This is a genomic window from Pseudomonas sp. NPDC089407, from assembly GCF_044900445.1.
Lineage (GTDB): Bacteria > Pseudomonadota > Gammaproteobacteria > Pseudomonadales > Pseudomonadaceae > Aquipseudomonas.
The window spans coordinates 121,304-135,164 of the sequence record NZ_JBJDNB010000004.1 but is presented as its reverse complement, the minus strand read 5'-3'; the positions used below and the strand labels follow the sequence as shown (position 1 = coordinate 135,164).

Annotated in this window: 15 protein-coding genes; 11 read left to right on the top strand and 4 right to left on the bottom strand. The window is 61.4% G+C overall.

Annotation, left to right across the window (positions count from 1 at the left end):
* The first annotated feature begins 77 nt into the window (after positions 1-77).
* Positions 78-476 carry an NUDIX hydrolase gene (locus tag ACI2KG_RS04955; RefSeq protein ID WP_400618671.1) on the top strand — a complete coding sequence of 133 codons (399 nt, stop codon included), beginning with the start codon at positions 78-80 and terminating at the stop codon, positions 474-476.
* Positions 477-647: 171 nt separating this feature from the next.
* Here ACI2KG_RS04955 and ACI2KG_RS04950 read toward each other — a convergent pair whose 3' ends face one another.
* Positions 648-1,199 (bottom strand): ATP-dependent Clp protease proteolytic subunit, encoded by a 552-nt coding sequence (locus ACI2KG_RS04950; protein ID WP_404661032.1) that lies wholly within the window; start codon positions 1,197-1,199, stop codon positions 648-650.
* A 191-nt stretch (positions 1,200-1,390) separates the two neighbouring features.
* Here ACI2KG_RS04950 and ACI2KG_RS04945 point away from each other — a divergent pair, with 191 nt between their 5' ends.
* The 5 genes from ACI2KG_RS04945 to ACI2KG_RS04925 are packed head-to-tail and all read left to right on the top strand — an operon-like array spanning position 1,391 to position 5,696.
* Complete coding sequence (locus tag ACI2KG_RS04945; protein ID WP_404661031.1) at positions 1,391-2,308, top strand: DUF72 domain-containing protein; 918 nt, start codon at positions 1,391-1,393, stop codon at positions 2,306-2,308.
* A complete protein-coding gene (locus ACI2KG_RS04940) occupies positions 2,305-3,090 on the top strand; it encodes an endonuclease/exonuclease/phosphatase family protein (RefSeq protein ID WP_400618679.1) in 786 nt (261 codons plus the stop codon). The genes ACI2KG_RS04945 and ACI2KG_RS04940 overlap by 4 nt, the downstream gene beginning before the upstream one ends.
* Positions 3,087-4,289, top strand: coding sequence for a cardiolipin synthase ClsB (gene clsB, locus ACI2KG_RS04935; protein WP_404661030.1), 1,203 nt, complete (start codon positions 3,087-3,089; stop codon positions 4,287-4,289). The genes ACI2KG_RS04940 and clsB overlap by 4 nt, the downstream gene beginning before the upstream one ends.
* Positions 4,289-5,236 carry a lysylphosphatidylglycerol synthase domain-containing protein gene (locus ACI2KG_RS04930; protein ID WP_404661029.1) on the top strand — a complete coding sequence of 316 codons (948 nt, stop codon included), beginning with the start codon at positions 4,289-4,291 and terminating at the stop codon, positions 5,234-5,236. Before clsB ends, ACI2KG_RS04930 begins: the two co-directional genes overlap by 1 nt.
* 31 nt (positions 5,237-5,267) lie before the next feature.
* Complete coding sequence (locus tag ACI2KG_RS04925; RefSeq protein WP_404661028.1) at positions 5,268-5,696, top strand: hypothetical protein; 429 nt, start codon at positions 5,268-5,270, stop codon at positions 5,694-5,696.
* A 744-nt stretch (positions 5,697-6,440) separates the two neighbouring features.
* On the opposite strand, the gene ACI2KG_RS04920 is transcribed toward ACI2KG_RS04925, so the two are convergent.
* Together ACI2KG_RS04920 and ACI2KG_RS04915 are read right to left on the bottom strand one after the other, a co-directional pair.
* The gene (locus ACI2KG_RS04920) at positions 6,441-6,665 is read right to left on the bottom strand and encodes a metallothionein (RefSeq protein ID WP_400618691.1); all 225 of its coding nucleotides are present in this window, start codon (positions 6,663-6,665) and stop codon (positions 6,441-6,443) included.
* Complete coding sequence (locus ACI2KG_RS04915) at positions 6,662-7,126, bottom strand: phosphotransferase system, HPr-related protein (RefSeq protein WP_404661027.1); 465 nt, start codon at positions 7,124-7,126, stop codon at positions 6,662-6,664. The genes ACI2KG_RS04920 and ACI2KG_RS04915 overlap by 4 nt, the downstream gene beginning before the upstream one ends.
* A gap of 149 nt (positions 7,127-7,275) precedes the next feature.
* On the opposite strand from ACI2KG_RS04915, the gene ligD reads away from it, so the two are divergent.
* The 5 genes from ligD to ACI2KG_RS04890 are packed head-to-tail and all read left to right on the top strand — an operon-like array spanning position 7,276 to position 12,883.
* Positions 7,276-9,777, top strand: coding sequence for a DNA ligase D (gene ligD / locus ACI2KG_RS04910; protein ID WP_404661026.1), 2,502 nt, complete (start codon positions 7,276-7,278; stop codon positions 9,775-9,777).
* Positions 9,778-9,817: 40 nt separating this feature from the next.
* Complete coding sequence (locus ACI2KG_RS04905; RefSeq protein ID WP_404661025.1) at positions 9,818-10,861, top strand: acyl-CoA dehydrogenase; 1,044 nt, start codon at positions 9,818-9,820, stop codon at positions 10,859-10,861.
* The gene (locus ACI2KG_RS04900) at positions 10,858-11,613 is read left to right on the top strand and encodes a PIG-L deacetylase family protein (RefSeq protein ID WP_400618703.1); all 756 of its coding nucleotides are present in this window, start codon (positions 10,858-10,860) and stop codon (positions 11,611-11,613) included. Before ACI2KG_RS04905 ends, ACI2KG_RS04900 begins: the two co-directional genes overlap by 4 nt.
* An 11-nt stretch (positions 11,614-11,624) precedes the next feature.
* Positions 11,625-12,224, top strand: coding sequence for an SAM-dependent methyltransferase (locus ACI2KG_RS04895; protein ID WP_404661024.1), 600 nt, complete (start codon positions 11,625-11,627; stop codon positions 12,222-12,224).
* Positions 12,221-12,883, top strand: a complete 663-nt coding sequence (locus ACI2KG_RS04890; RefSeq protein ID WP_404661023.1) for a glycosyltransferase — start codon at positions 12,221-12,223, stop codon at positions 12,881-12,883. The genes ACI2KG_RS04895 and ACI2KG_RS04890 overlap by 4 nt, the downstream gene beginning before the upstream one ends.
* Before the next feature lie 50 nt (positions 12,884-12,933).
* On the opposite strand, the gene ACI2KG_RS04885 is transcribed toward ACI2KG_RS04890, so the two are convergent.
* Positions 12,934-13,755, bottom strand: a complete 822-nt coding sequence (locus ACI2KG_RS04885; RefSeq protein ID WP_400618712.1) for a Ku protein — start codon at positions 13,753-13,755, stop codon at positions 12,934-12,936.
* Positions 13,756-13,861: the final 106 nt, after the last annotated feature.

Below are 13,861 nucleotides of genomic sequence, written 5' to 3'. Positions count from 1 at the left end.
CAGTTGCATTAAACACAACGTTCCTTGCGCTTCTGGTGACTAATTCCTTATAGGAATAGGCGTCACCAGGAGTAAGCATGAAACCGGTCAAACCTCGCGCTACCGTCATATGCCGCCATGGCAAGCATGCCCGTAAATGGCTGTGGGTCAGGAAGCCCAACGCCGCCTGGACCCTGCCGGGTGGCAAAGTGGAGCCCGGTGAATCACCGCAGCAGGCGGCCGAGCGCGAATTGCTGGAGGAAACGGGCCTGCAGGCGCAAACCCTGACCCTGCTGATGCGTCATGAAACGCCGGAACGTACCCACTTTGTATTCGAGGCGGAGTTTGCCGATGCGCCTCACCCTACCGCGCTGCACGAAATAGCAGACTGCCGTTTCGCCCATTTCGACCATATGCCGGTACTCAAGGGTGAAATCAGGTTGCTGATTCGCTCCCTGCTGGCCTGCGATCAAGCTACAGCGGCTTCGGTGCGTTGAGCGCCGCATGGCACCGGCTGTGCCGGTGTTCGCGGCCACGGCCGCTCCCACAGGGACCGCGACAGCCTGGGGCCCGCACAGTACCTGTGGGAGCGGGTTCACCCGCGAAAGGGCCAGTACAGGGATCACGTCGTTAACGGGAATGGACAGGTCCAAACGGCAGTGACCGCGTCACGCATGCACGCTCCACTGGTGCGCATCCGGGTCGATCGGCATTTCGTCGATGGCATGGATCATGCCGCTTTTCAGTGCTTCCTGAGGTGCGAGGATACGCGGATAGGCCATCAAGTAACGGGGCACATCCAGCACCTCGCTGCTGCCTTGGGTGCGTTCCGCCACGATTTCCGCGTAGAGCCGCAGGTCATAATCCAGGCTCATGGCGTATTCAGCCATGCGCGCGTGGTCGACAGAACCATGCAGCGTCCAGTGAAACGGATGAAACAGGAACTTGCTGTGGGCACAGGCAGTGCGCTGCTCGCCCGCCAGGAACAGGATATTGCCCATTGACTCGACGGTGCCCAGGTTGTGCGTATGCAAGGGCACCGGCAGCCCTCGCAGGAAGTTGTACAGGGTGAAGCCGTAGCTGCACTCGCCGCCCATGGTGGCAATATTCAATTGCAGCAATTCGGCCCCCTGCTGCAGGGCCTTCGAACAGGTGCTGATGAGGTTGCCACAGGTAGATGAGTTGATCGGGCCGGTGAAATGGATGATATGTCTGGCCATGCGTTCCTCCAGGCTGATGCAGAGGGTTCTTCCAGTGAACGGGAGTCCTGGCTGCTAAAGGGTGGAATCGCAAGGGGCAGCAAAGTTCAATTCGCCCCCGCAGGCCGCCGTCGATCCTTGCGCTTGGAACCCTTGAGCAGTTGCACCGGTCGCAAATGATGAACCGTGTAACAAGAAGATGAGGAGGCAGCGTGAGCGAAGTGCGTGTCGGCATTTCAGGATGGCGCTATGGCCCCTGGCGCAAGGATTTCTACCCCGCTGGCTTACGTCAGGACGATGAACTGGCGTTCGCTTCACGGGCGGTCAACACCATCGAGATCAACGGGTCTTTCTATAGCCTGCAGACGCCAGAGCGGTACCGTAGCTGGGCCCAGGCTACACCGGACGATTTTGTGTTCTCGGTCAAAGCCCCCCGCTACATCACCCATGTAAGGCGCCTTAAGGACATCGAACAACCGATGGCCAATTTCTTTGCCTCCGGGCCTTTGCTGCTCGGCGAAAAGCTCGGCCCGATACTGTGGCAGTTCCCGCCCAACATGAAGTATGACGAACCGCTGTTCAGCGCTTTCCTGGCGTTGCTGCCGCATGACCGAGAGGCTGCGCGGAACATTGCCGAAGGCTGCGCCGAACGTCTCAAGGGCAATGGTGGCACCGCGATCCAGGGTAACGGTCCGCTGCGCCATGCCGTTGAAATACGTAATGAGAGCTTTCTGTGCGAAGCCTTTGTCAAGCTGTTGCGCAAGCATCACGTAGCGTTGGTGGTTGCAGACAGCGCCGGCAAATGGCCGTACGTCGAAGACGTGACCGCCGATTTCGTCTACATGCGCCTGCACGGTGACGTGGAACTGTACAGCAGCGGCTATACCGTGCGCGCACTGCGCCGCTGGAAGCAGCGCATTCAACAATGGAGCCAAGGCAGCCAGGCCGATGACGCCGCGCTGATCGTGCCAGGCCCGCCGCCGCATCGCGCTTCGCGGGATGTGTACTGTTACTTCGACAACGACCAGAAAGTGCATGCCCCTTATGACGCCCGGCGCCTGCTGGAAAAACTGCACCTGGACCATGACCTGATGACCGAACCTGGTGTCGAACCGCAGGTGCAGCTATGAACAGAACCCTGCCCGCACCCAGTTGCATCATCGACAAGATCACAGCAGTTCATCGGCTCAATGTGCTCACCCTCAACGTTCACAAGGGCTTCACCTTCTTCAACCGTCGCTTCATCCTGCCAGAACTGCGTGAAGCCGTGCGCACCACCGGTGCCGACCTGGTGTTTCTGCAGGAGGTGCATGGAAGCCACCAACAGCATGCCGTGCGCCACCCGGCATGGCCGGAAATCCCCCAGTACGAGTTCCTGGCGGACAGCATGTGGCCGCAATTTGCCTATGGGCGTAATGCGGTGTACCCCCATGGTGATCACGGCAATGCCCTGCTGTCGAAGTTTCCGATCACCCGATTCGACAACCTCGACGTCTCTGTTCACGGCAACGAGCAACGCGGCTTGCTGCATTGCCAACTGGAAGTACCGGGCCACGAGCAGGTGCATGCCATCTGTGTGCATCTGGGCCTGCGTGAAGCGCACCGGCAAAGCCAGGTGAAGCTGTTGCTTGAACTGCTCGAACGTTTGCCCGCCAAGGCCCCGGTGATCATTGCCGGCGACTTCAATGACTGGCGGCTCAAAGCAGACGCGGTGTTGTCGCAGCGGCTGGTCGAGGCCTTTGGCGAACGCTTCGGCACACCCGCTCGCAGTTTTCCGGCGCGCATGCCGCTGTTGCGCCTGGACCGCATCTATGTGCGCAACGCCATGCCTGGCAAAGCGCAGGTGCTGTCCAGTTACCCGTGGTCGCATCTGTCCGATCATGCACCCCTTGCCGCGGAGATCATCGTGTGAAAAGACCTTGGGTAGGTGGCAACTGCGTAGAACTGCTGATCAACGGCGAAGCGTTCTACCCCCGTGTATTCGAGGCCATGAGCCAGGCACGGGAAGAGATCTTGCTGGAAACCTTCATCATCTATGACGACAAGGTGGGTCAGCAGCTGCAACGGGCGCTCATCGACGCCGCCAGCCGCGGGGTTAGAGTCGAAGTGGTAGCAGACGGTTATGGCACCGCTGATTTATCTGCCGAGTTCGTCGCAGCCATGACCGATGCCGGCGTGAGCTTTCACTTGTTCGACCCCCAGCCGCGGCTGGTTGGCATGCGCACCAACCTGTTTCGCCGGCTGCACCGCAAGATCGTGGTCATCGACGGCGAACGGGCGTTTATCGGGGGCATCAACTACAGCGCCGACCACCTGGGGGACTTCGGGCCCATGGCCAAGCAGGATTATGCTGTCGAGGTCACCGGCCCCGTGGTGGCGCAGGTGCATGCAGTGAGCCGACGACTGATGTCGCCAGTGCTCGAGCCCCCCAGTGAGGTGCGCCCGGTCACCGAGCCTGCCGGTGACATGACTGCCGTATTGGTAGAGCGTGACAATGGTCAACGCAGTACGGCCATCGAAGCCTATTACCTGGAAGCGCTGCGCGGCGCGCGTCAACGCATCGTGATAGCCAACGCCTACTTCTTCCCCGGGTATCGTCTACTGCGCGAGTTACGCAACGCCGCGCGCCGTGGCGTGGACGTCACCTTGATCATGCAGGGCCAACCTGACATGCGTTGGGTCCGCGCCCTTTCGCGGCTGCTTTACAACTACCTGCTGCGCGACGGTGTGCGCATCCATGAATACTGCCAGCGCCCGCTGCACGGCAAGGTAGCGCTGGTGGACGATGACTGGGCCACGGTCGGTTCAAGCAACCTCGACCCGTTGAGCCTGTCTTTCAACCTCGAAGCCAACCTGTTCATCCGCGACCGCGCGTTTACCCGGCAGCTGCATCAGCATCTGCAATCGCTGGCAAATGAACAATGCAAGCCGGTCACTCTGGAGCGGATGATTCGTGGTTACTGGTGGCGCGCCCCGCTGATTTTCATAAGTTTCCACGTGGTTCGTCACTTCCCCAGGATTGCTGGCTGGTTTCCGGCGCACCGCAAGCGCATCAAATCATTGCAGCCTGAAATCGAGACGCAAGGCAACCTGCACGAGGGCAATACTTGATGGAGCGAAAGCGTTGGCAAACCTGGGCCAAGCGCCTGTTCACCGTACTTTTCCTGATTCTGGTGCCAGCGTTGCTGTTCATGCTGGCGCGCAACCTGGACTGGAACGAAGTGCGTCAATCCTTGCTGGCTTACAAGCCAGGAACGCTGGCAGTGGGCCTGTTGATGGCCTTGGTCAGTTTCCTGATCTTTGCCAGCTATGACCTGCTTGCGCGCAGCTATACGGGGCACAAGCTGCCGGCACGGCAGGTATTGCCAGTCGCCTTCGTGTGCTACGCCTTCAACCTCAATTTCACCACGTGGGTAGGCGGTGTTGCCTTGCGTTATCGGCTGTACAGTCGGCTGGGCCTGGATACGCCTACCATTACCCGCATTCTCACCTTGGGCCTGCTGACCAACTGGATGGGCTACATGCTGCTGGCGGGCGGTGTGTTTGCGCTGCGTCTGGTGGAACTGCCGGCCAACTGGGCCGTGGGCACCACCGGCCTGCAGCTGATCGGCTTCATACTGGTGGCGATAGCACTCGGCTACCTGTTGGCCTGCGGCCTGGCAAAAAAACGCACCTGGCGCTGGCGCGATCATGAACTGACCTTGCCTTCCCTGCGCCTGGCGCTGTGCCAGGTTGCGTTGGGCGCGAGTAACTGGGCCATGATGGCCCTGTTGATCTATTGGTTGTTACCCGGTGAGGCTTTCTATCCCTCCATTCTGGGCATCCTGCTGATCAGTTGCGTGGCCGGCGTTGTTGCCCATATCCCGGCTGGGCTGGGCGTGCTGGAAACGGTATTTCTCGGCTTGCTGCATGGGCAGATGGCTCAGGGCAGCCTGGTCGCAGCGCTGTTGGCTTACCGAACCTTGTATTACCTGATACCCCTGGTGCTGGCAGTCATCACGTACGTGGTGCTGGAAAAACGCGCCAAGGCCATGCGCCGGCGCGAGAAGCCAGCTTGAAATCAATCACGGCCACGGCCGGGAGGTGTGCATGCGTGCCTTTATCATGATTGCCATGCTTGCGAGCTTGGCGAGCGGTGAAGCGTTGGCTGAAGCGTGTGATGTGATGACCCGATCATCCAGCGAAGCGGTGAAGCCGGTGGAGCAACATACGTGCTACAGCTACGCCAACATGCCCCCAGAAGCGCTGAGCTGGTCATGCAGCAATGAAAGCAAGGAGATGCTCAGTTCGCAGAAGCACAAGGTGGCGCGGTGTGCTGATGGCAGCGTGGGCAGCTGCATTGCCCCCCTGACCCAGGAAGCGCTGGCCAACCCCAAGGCGACTGGCAACGACGAGCCCTCGACACGCCCGAGCCTGCCAAAGGATGCGCGGGTGGTAACCTACTATTACGACACACCAAGCCTGGGCCAGGCGCGTTCCGACTGTGAACGCAGCAACGGTATCTGGCAAACCCACTGAATCACCGCCAGATAATATTTGCCGTTGCCGTTGCCGTTGCCGTTGCTTTTGCTTCTAAGCGCGCGATAGCTCAGGCGATGCAGATTGCGACTTCAGGAGGCCGAGCGAAGGGCTTGCGGAGGGAGATGACGGGCATGGATGCCCGTCAAGCGCTGAGGCCCCATGGATGGGGCCTGCAGCGCGTGCTCCCGGGAGCAAGCCCGTAGCGAGGGGACCCCGGAGCGAAGCGTAGGGGCCGGATGATAGGAGCCAGCGTTTTTTGGTTACTTTTTGTCGCGTTTGACAAAAAGTGACTCGCCGTAAGGGCGAAAAGGTGAGTAAGCGTCGCCATCGCAAATGGACTTTTCGCTTTATCAAAACCGGCGCTTAAGCTTCTGAGCTTCTGAGCCGTGGGCACTCATATCGAGTAGACATTCATTAGCGCAGGTGGCGCTTAGTCACCTTTCCGCCCTTACGGCGGGTCACTTTTTGTCAAACGCGACAAAAAGTAACCAAAAAACGCTGGCTCCCGTCATCCGGCCCCTGCGCTTCGCTCCGGGGTCCCCTCGCTACGGACTTGCTCCCGGGAGTACGCGCTGCAGGCCCCATCCCTGGGGCCTCAGCGCTTGACGGGCATCCATGCCCGTCACCTCCCTCCGCAAGCCCTTCGCTCGGCCTCCTGAAGTCGCAATCTGTGTCGCCTGGACTATCGCGCGCTTAGAAGCAAAAGCAACAGCAACAGCAACAGCAACAGCAACGAGGTTGTCAGGGGGAAATTGGATCGCTGGCAGGGAAGGTTTCGTCGAGGGCATTGTCCACGTTGGTTTCCTTCGGCTGGGCTACCTGCGCACAATTGCAACTTGGCATACGGCACGGCTCACCGTTCCGGTGCCCTGTTGCACACGCTTCACAGCAATAAGCCTTGCCATTTTGCGGGGCAGCATCCACGGTGCAGGAACATTCACTGCAAGCGCATCGTAATTCGCTCATCGGTTACCCTCCTCGTCTTCGTCGATCACATCATCGGTCCAGGGCTTGCCATCCAGCGGCGCTGAACGGGCCAGCTCGGCCTCATCCAGGCCAATACCACCACCGATCTCCTCGGCGTCCACATGGCGCAGGCTCTGGTCCGCTGGCCCGCCGTGGCCAGGCTCGTGTGGGTCACGAGCGCCGCTTTCGTCCAGCAATGTATCCGGGCTAAGGTCGTCATAAGTGACATTGTCCTCGTGCAGACTGTCCGTCAGCGCTTCGCCACCGGTCATCCCACTCTCTGCTACTCGCCGGGCCGGAAATTCTTCGGCAATTTCCTGCTCCGGGCGTTCATCCCCTGCCCGCCCCTCGCGATCATCCCGGCGCTCACTGAAATCCAGCTCGTGAACACTGCCCATGCGGTCCTCGATCGTGTCGATTTCAGTTGGGGTATAGGGTTTCGGATCATCAGGTCTGGACATGATTGTCTCCATCAGTTGGCTTACCCACGGTCGACTCCTGCAAGCCTCGGATGATTCAGAGTTTTTTTTGCAAGCCCAAACGGTTTTTTGAACTACGCGCTGCGTCGTCAGCTCCCAACGATAAGACCGCGATCGCTCCGGAGCCCGCCATGGCCAAGCCGCTCGACGAATATGCGCGCAAGCGCGACTTCAACGCCACACCCGAACCCAGTGGCAAGCGTAGCCGCAGCAAACGCGCCCATGCGTTGCAGTTCTGTATCCAGAAACACGACGCCAGTCACCTGCACTACGACTTTCGCCTGGAACTGGACGGCACGCTGAAAAGCTGGGCAATCCCCAAAGGGCCATCGCTGGACCCGAAAGTGCGGCGCTTGGCCGTGCACGTCGAGGACCACCCCCTGGACTACGCGGACTTCGAGGGAAATATTCCCGAAGGCCATTACGGGGCTGGAGACGTGATCGTCTGGGACCGAGGCATCTGGGAACCGGAAGGTGACGCCCAGCAAGCCTATGCCAAGGGCAAACTGCGCTTCCGGTTGCAGGGCGAGAAGCTCAGCGGCGTGTGGAACCTGTTTCGTACCCACCTGGCCGGCAAGAAAGAACAGTGGATGCTGGTCAAGTCACAGGACAGCCAGGCCCGCAGCGAAAGCGAATACAGCATCGTCGACGCCCAGCCTGACAGTGTCATCAGCGAGCGTACCTTGGTGCCGAAACGCAGCGCGGCAAAAATCGCCAAAGCCAAACCGGCAACCCTCGAGCGGGCGAGTACCGGCGAGAAAGCTCCCTTGCCAGACTTGTTGCAACCACAACTGGCCACCTTGGTTGATTCGCCACCCGCTGGCGACTGGCGCTATGAAGTCAAATTCGACGGCTACCGCATCCTGGCTCGTATCGAAGGCGATGACATTCGCTTGTTCACCCGCAATGGCCATGACTGGAGCGCCAAAATGCCCGCACAGGTGGCTGCGTTGCGCGACCTGGGCGTTGACTCCGCGTGGCTGGACGGTGAAATGGTGGTCAACAACGAACAGGGCGTGGCGGATTTTCAGGCCTTGCAAAATGCGTTCGATACCGAACGCGACGAGCAGATCACCTACTACCTGTTCGATCTCCCCTTTCTCGGCGGTCGCGACCTGCGCCAGGTGCCGCTGCAGGCGCGCCGCGAGGCGCTGCGCCAGTTGCTGGAGCACAACGACGCCGACAACCTTAAATTTTCCGCCGATTTCGATCAGCCCGTCGACTCACTGCTGGACAGCGCATGCCGCCTGCAGCTCGAAGGGCTGATCGGTAAGCGCGTGGACAGCCCCTACGTAGGCCGCCGCAGTGCCGACTGGGTCAAGCTCAAGTGCAAGCAACGCCAGGAGTTCGTGATCGTCGGGTTCACCGACCCCAAAGGCAGCCGCAACGGCTTCGGTGCGTTGCTGCTGGCCCTGCACGACAACGACAGCGGTGAGCTGCGGTATGCCGGCAAGGTCGGCACCGGCTTCAGTGCCACTACTCTGGACAGCATCCACGCTCGCCTCAAACCCCTCGAGATCACCAAGCCGGCCCTCCCCAGGCCGCCCACAGGGGCGGAAGCGCGCGGTGTTCACTGGCTAAAACCACAACTGCTCGCCGAAGTCGCCTACGCCCAGATGACCCGTGACGGCATCGTACGCCATTCGGTATTTCACGGCCTGCGTGACGACAAGCCCGCCACCGCCATCGACCTGGAGCGCGCCATGCCCGGCAAGACCGTGCCCAAAGCCAACCATGCATCCAAGCCGGCGCAAGGCTTGGCAGACCTGCGCCTCACCCACCCAGAGCGTGTCATCGATGCCAGCACCGGCATGACCAAGCGCGATGTCGCCGAATATTACGCCGAAGTCAGTCAATGGCTCCTGCCGCAACTCAAGGACCGCCCCGTAGCGCTGGTTCGCGCGCCTGAAGGCCTGGCTGGCGAACTGTTTTTCCAGAAGAACGCTGGCCAGCTGCATATCCCCAACGTGCTCAGTTACGAAAAAGCCGAGGCGGGCCAGGCGGCAATGGTCATCAATCGCCCGGATACCTTGTTGGGTGCAGTGCAGATGAACATGCTCGAACTGCATACCTGGAACGGCACCGACAAGGATTTCGACAAACCGGACCGTTTTGTACTGGACCTCGACCCGGACCCTGCACTGCCGTGGAAGGCCATGCTGGAAGCCACCCAGCTGACCCTCACCCTGCTCGACGAGCTTGGCCTGAAGGTGTTCATCAAGACCAGCGGTGGCAAGGGCATTCACTTGATGGTGCCGCTGACCCGCAAGGCCGGCTGGGACGAGGTGAAAGACTTCAGCCATGCCATCGTCAATTACCTGGCCAAACTGTTCCCGGACCGCTTGACCGCGGTGTCCGGGCCAAAGAATCGGGTCGGGCGTATCTTTATCGACTACCTGCGCAACGGCAAGGGCGCTACCACCGCCTGTGCCTATTCGCTGCGAGCGCGTGAGGGCCTGCCGGTTTCGGTGCCCGTCTGGCGCGAAGAACTGGCCCAGCTTAAAGGTGCCAACCAGTGGACCATCGGCAACGTGCGCGAGCGCCTGGCAGAGGTTGACGACCCTTGGGCCGACATGGGCAAGGTGCGGCAGTCCATCACCCTGCGCATGCGCAAACAACTCGGGCTGAAATGATGGCGCGAGCACCCATGATCCACGCTAAGGAGGTACGCCCATGAGCATCGTTCAGGATTTCAACCTGACCACCCTCGACCGGCTGCTACGCACCTTTGGCGAACGGCAGCAACCACTCAACCTTGATACTCAGCTGCCGCAGCTGATCCAGGCCCTGCGAGCGGATCACCTCGACTTGCTACCATTGCCTGGGCAAGGCAACACCTTGAGACGTTGGCAGACCCTGGCCAGGGTTGCTGGCTGTGACCTGGCGTTGGCCAAACTGTATGAAGGCCATACCGATGCGCTGGCGATTCTTGCCGAATGCGGCGCAGCGCATTACGTAGCAGAGGGTACCTGGGGAGTATGGGCTGCAGAACCACCCGATGCGCGCACGTTCATCACTGCCCGTGAAGGTGCCCAGGTACGCCTGAACGGCCGCAAGGCATGGTGCTCGGGCGCGCTGCAGATTGACCGGGCGCTGATCACTGCGTGGGACGAAGATGGCCAGACGCAGCTGGTAGCCATCGAGCTGTCACAACCCAGCCAAGGGCTGAATATCGAGCATTGGCAGGCGGTGGGCATGGCCACCACGGCCAGCGTTGACGTCGAGTTCACCGATGCCCCCGCTACGCTGGTCGGTAGCCCGGGGCAGTACCTGTCTCGCGCAGGCTTCTGGCAAGGAGGTGCCGGCATCGCGGCCTGCTGGTACGGGGCCGCCGAGGCCCTCGCAGATTACCTACGTGAGCACTGCCGCAAGCCGCGCCCTGACCCGCATGCCAATGCCCATCTGGGCGCTGTTGATGCGGCGCTATTCGGTGCTCGCGCGGCGCTGCGTGAGTGCGCAGCATGGATCGACCGGCAACCCGGCGCGGACGCCAGCTTCGAAGTACGCCGCACGCGGGCCCAGGTCGAGCAGGCGGTGGAACAGGTCATCTCTCACGTCGGGCGAGCACTGGGGGCGACGCCGTTTTGCCGCAGCAGCCACTTTGCCCGGCTGAGCGCCGACCTGCCGGTGTTCCTGCGTCAGAGCCACGCCGAGCGCGACTTGGCCGTGTTGGGCGAACAGTCGGCCCACGTGCCGGCCGGAGCATGGCAACTATGAGTGAAAACCTGATCAATGCCAGCAGTGGCACACCTTGGGCCGCCTGGCAGCAGGGGGCGCATCTGGCCCGCGCAACCTGGCTTGACCCCAGCCAACTATGCCCGCCCGGGCGGCGCCTGGTGCTGATCGCCCCACACCCGGACGACGAAATCCTGATGGCCGGTGGGCTACTGGCCGGCTTCAAGGGCCGTGAAGATGAACTGGTGTTGATTTCGGCAACGGATGGCGAAGGCAGCCACCCCGGTTCCAGTCATTGGACCGAACACCGCTTGCGTCGGCAACGCCCGCAGGAAAGCCGCCTGGCGCTGCAACAACTCGATCTGAACCCTAACCGCATGGACTGGCGCCGGTTGCACCTCAAGGACGGGCAGCTGCCACGCGAGGAAGCCTTTCTGGTGAGCCATCTTACCCAACTGCTTCGGCCTGATGATCTGTTAATGGCTACCTGGCGCCATGACGGTCATTGCGACCACGAAGCCGTTGGCCGTGCAGCGGCGCATGCGGCGGCGGCGCGACAGGTGCAGGTTGCCGAAGTCCCGGTCTGGGCCTGGCACTGGGCCGGGCCGGATGACCCGCGGTTGCCATGGCCACGGGCGCATCGGCTGCAGCTGGATGAAACCCGGGTGGCACGCAAGCGCAAAGCCCTGGCCGCACACGTCAGCCAGCTGCAACCCGACGGCGATCAGGCGCCGGTGCTGCCGCCGAACCTGCTGGATTGCCTGCTGCAACCTTTCGAACTGGTGTTCCTTTGAGTGGAGTTGTCATGAGCCTCGATGCGCAGTATTTTGCCGACCTGTACGCCGCCAGCGAAGACCCCTGGGCGTTTCGCACCCGCTGGTACGAAAAGCGCAAGCGCGATCTGGTCATCGCCAGCTTGCCGCGCCAGTGCTACCAGCGCGTGTTCGAGCCGGCCTGTGCCAACGGCGAGCTCAGCGCTTTGCTGGCTGATCGCTGTGCTGAACTGCTGTGCCAAGACATCGACCCCACTGCAGTTGGCCTGGCCCGTGACCGGCTGGGCGACATCGCGCATGCCTCGGTGAGCCTGGCGCGCTTGCCAGGTGACTGGCCGGGTGGCCACTTCGACCTGATCGTGCTCAGCGAGGTGGGGTATTACCTCGACCCTACGGACTGGTTGCAGGTTATCGAACAGTCAGTGGCCAGCCTGACCTACGAGGGCGGCCTGCTCGCCTGCCACTGGAAGCACCCGATTGCCGGCTGCCCGCAGGATGGCCGGGAAGTGCATCGGATGCTGGCCAAACACATGCCGCTTTATCCGGTTTACCGCCACGAAGAGGCCGATTTCATCCTGGAATACTGGTCTTGCCAGCCTAGCGTGGTCGACCTCGACGAGATCTGCCCATGATTGCCGTAATTATCCCCGCGCACAACGAGGCGCGGCGCTTGGGGCGTTGCCTGAAATCCGTGAAAACGGCCGTAGACCAGGCGCAACAGGCAGGCCATCAGGTGGAGGTTGTGGTAGTGCTGGACAGCTGCACCGATAGCAGCGCGGCCGTCGCCAAACGCCACGGTGTCCATTTGCTGCACATCGATGCGCGCAATGTGGGCACTGCCCGGCGCTGCGGCGCTGCGTTCATGCTCAGGCGTGGCGCTCGCTGGCTGGCCTGCACCGATGCCGATAGCCAGGTACCGCCGACCTGGTTGCTTTCACAGCTGGGCTGCAGTGCCGAAGTGGTATGTGGCACGGTGCATGTCCAGCACTGGCAACCCTGGCAGACCGCCGACCTGCGCAAGCTGTACCGCAGCCGATACCAGGCGCAGGAAGGCCACCGGCATGTGCACGGGGCAAACCTGGGCATCTGCGCCGCTGCTTATGAACGCGTAGGTGGCTTTCAACCCTTGCCGGCGCACGAGGATGTGCAGTTGGTGGCCGACTTGCAGGCCAGCGGCGCCCGGATCGTCTGGACCGCCCGGCACAGCGTGGCCACCAGCAGCCGGCGTGACAGCCGAGCGCGAGACGGGTTTGCCGACTATCTGGCGGGGCTACAGGCGCATCTTATGTGACGCGTATGTGGGGCTGCTTCGCGGCCCCATGGGCGCTCCCAGGTTTGCGGCTATGAGGCCTTGCGGGTTTTCTTCGCCGGTTTCTTGCCCCCCAGGCTGCGCTTGAGCAGCTCGGTGAGGTCGAGAATGTCTGCGCCTTTCTCCGAACCGCCGGCCTCGCCCTTTTCCACCGTCTCGATTTTGCCCTTGCTCGCTTTTTCCTCCACAAGGTCCATGATGGTCTGGCGAAAGGCATCATGATACTCCTTGGGCTGCCAAGCGCCGCTCATGTCTTCGACCAGGCGCTTGGCCATGTCCAACTCTCGCTTGTCCACCTTGGCCTCGGTGACGCTACTGTCGAGTTCCAAGGTCTCCAGCCCCCGCACTTCCTCAGGCCAGCGCAAGGTAATCATCACTAGCGCATCGTCCAGCGGTCGCAGCAGCGCCAGGTGTTGTCGGGTATGCAGCACTACCGTGGCCAGCGCCACCTTGCCGGTTTTTTCCAGCGTTTCGCGTAGCAAGGCATAGACCTTGCCGCCTCGGCGGTCGGGGCTCAGGTAATAGGGCGTGTCAAAATGCTGCAACGGGATTTCGCCCGCGTCGACGAAGGAGAAGATATCGATGGTTTGGGTGGCCTCGGGCCGCGCCTTGCGTATCTCCTCCTCGCTGATTACCACATAGCGGCCTTTCTCGTATTCCACGCCCTTGACGATGTTTTCCTTGTCGATGTCCTTGCCGGTAACCTTGTTCACTCGCTTGTAGCCCACCGGTTCCATGCTGCGCTTGTCGAGCCAGTCGAAGTCGACCCGCTCGGTGCGCACCGCCGTATTGAGCGACACAGGTATATGGACCAAGCCAAAACTGATCGCGCCTTTCCAGATTGCTCGAGCCACGGAGATTCTCCCAGGTTTGTCTGCAGATACCTCAAGTGACTGCTGCGCACCGGGAAGGTTTTACTGCGACGCCGTGTGGTAGCGGCTCGCCGATGTGTGAACGCCA

Excerpts from the sequence above, each read along its gene's own strand:
- ACI2KG_RS04920 (WP_400618691.1), bottom strand. The coding sequence starts at position 6,665 with ATGAGCGAATTACGATGCGCTTGCAGTGAATGTTCCTGCACCGTGGAT.
- ACI2KG_RS04905 (WP_404661025.1), top strand. The coding sequence starts at position 9,818 with ATGAGCATCGTTCAGGATTTCAACCTGACCACCCTCGACCGGCTGCTA.
- ACI2KG_RS04950 (WP_404661032.1), bottom strand. The coding sequence starts at position 1,199 with ATGGCCAGACATATCATCCATTTCACCGGCCCGATCAACTCATCTACC.
- ACI2KG_RS04900 (WP_400618703.1), top strand. The coding sequence starts at position 10,858 with ATGAGTGAAAACCTGATCAATGCCAGCAGTGGCACACCTTGGGCCGCC.
- ACI2KG_RS04890 (WP_404661023.1), top strand. The coding sequence starts at position 12,221 with ATGATTGCCGTAATTATCCCCGCGCACAACGAGGCGCGGCGCTTGGGG.
- ACI2KG_RS04915 (WP_404661027.1), bottom strand. The coding sequence starts at position 7,126 with ATGTCCAGACCTGATGATCCGAAACCCTATACCCCAACTGAAATCGAC.
- ACI2KG_RS04940 (WP_400618679.1), top strand. The coding sequence starts at position 2,305 with ATGAACAGAACCCTGCCCGCACCCAGTTGCATCATCGACAAGATCACA.
- ACI2KG_RS04955 (WP_400618671.1), top strand. The coding sequence starts at position 78 with ATGAAACCGGTCAAACCTCGCGCTACCGTCATATGCCGCCATGGCAAG.
- ACI2KG_RS04930 (WP_404661029.1), top strand. The coding sequence starts at position 4,289 with ATGGAGCGAAAGCGTTGGCAAACCTGGGCCAAGCGCCTGTTCACCGTA.
- ligD (WP_404661026.1), top strand. The coding sequence starts at position 7,276 with ATGGCCAAGCCGCTCGACGAATATGCGCGCAAGCGCGACTTCAACGCC.
- ACI2KG_RS04895 (WP_404661024.1), top strand. The coding sequence starts at position 11,625 with ATGAGCCTCGATGCGCAGTATTTTGCCGACCTGTACGCCGCCAGCGAA.
- ACI2KG_RS04925 (WP_404661028.1), top strand. The coding sequence starts at position 5,268 with ATGCGTGCCTTTATCATGATTGCCATGCTTGCGAGCTTGGCGAGCGGT.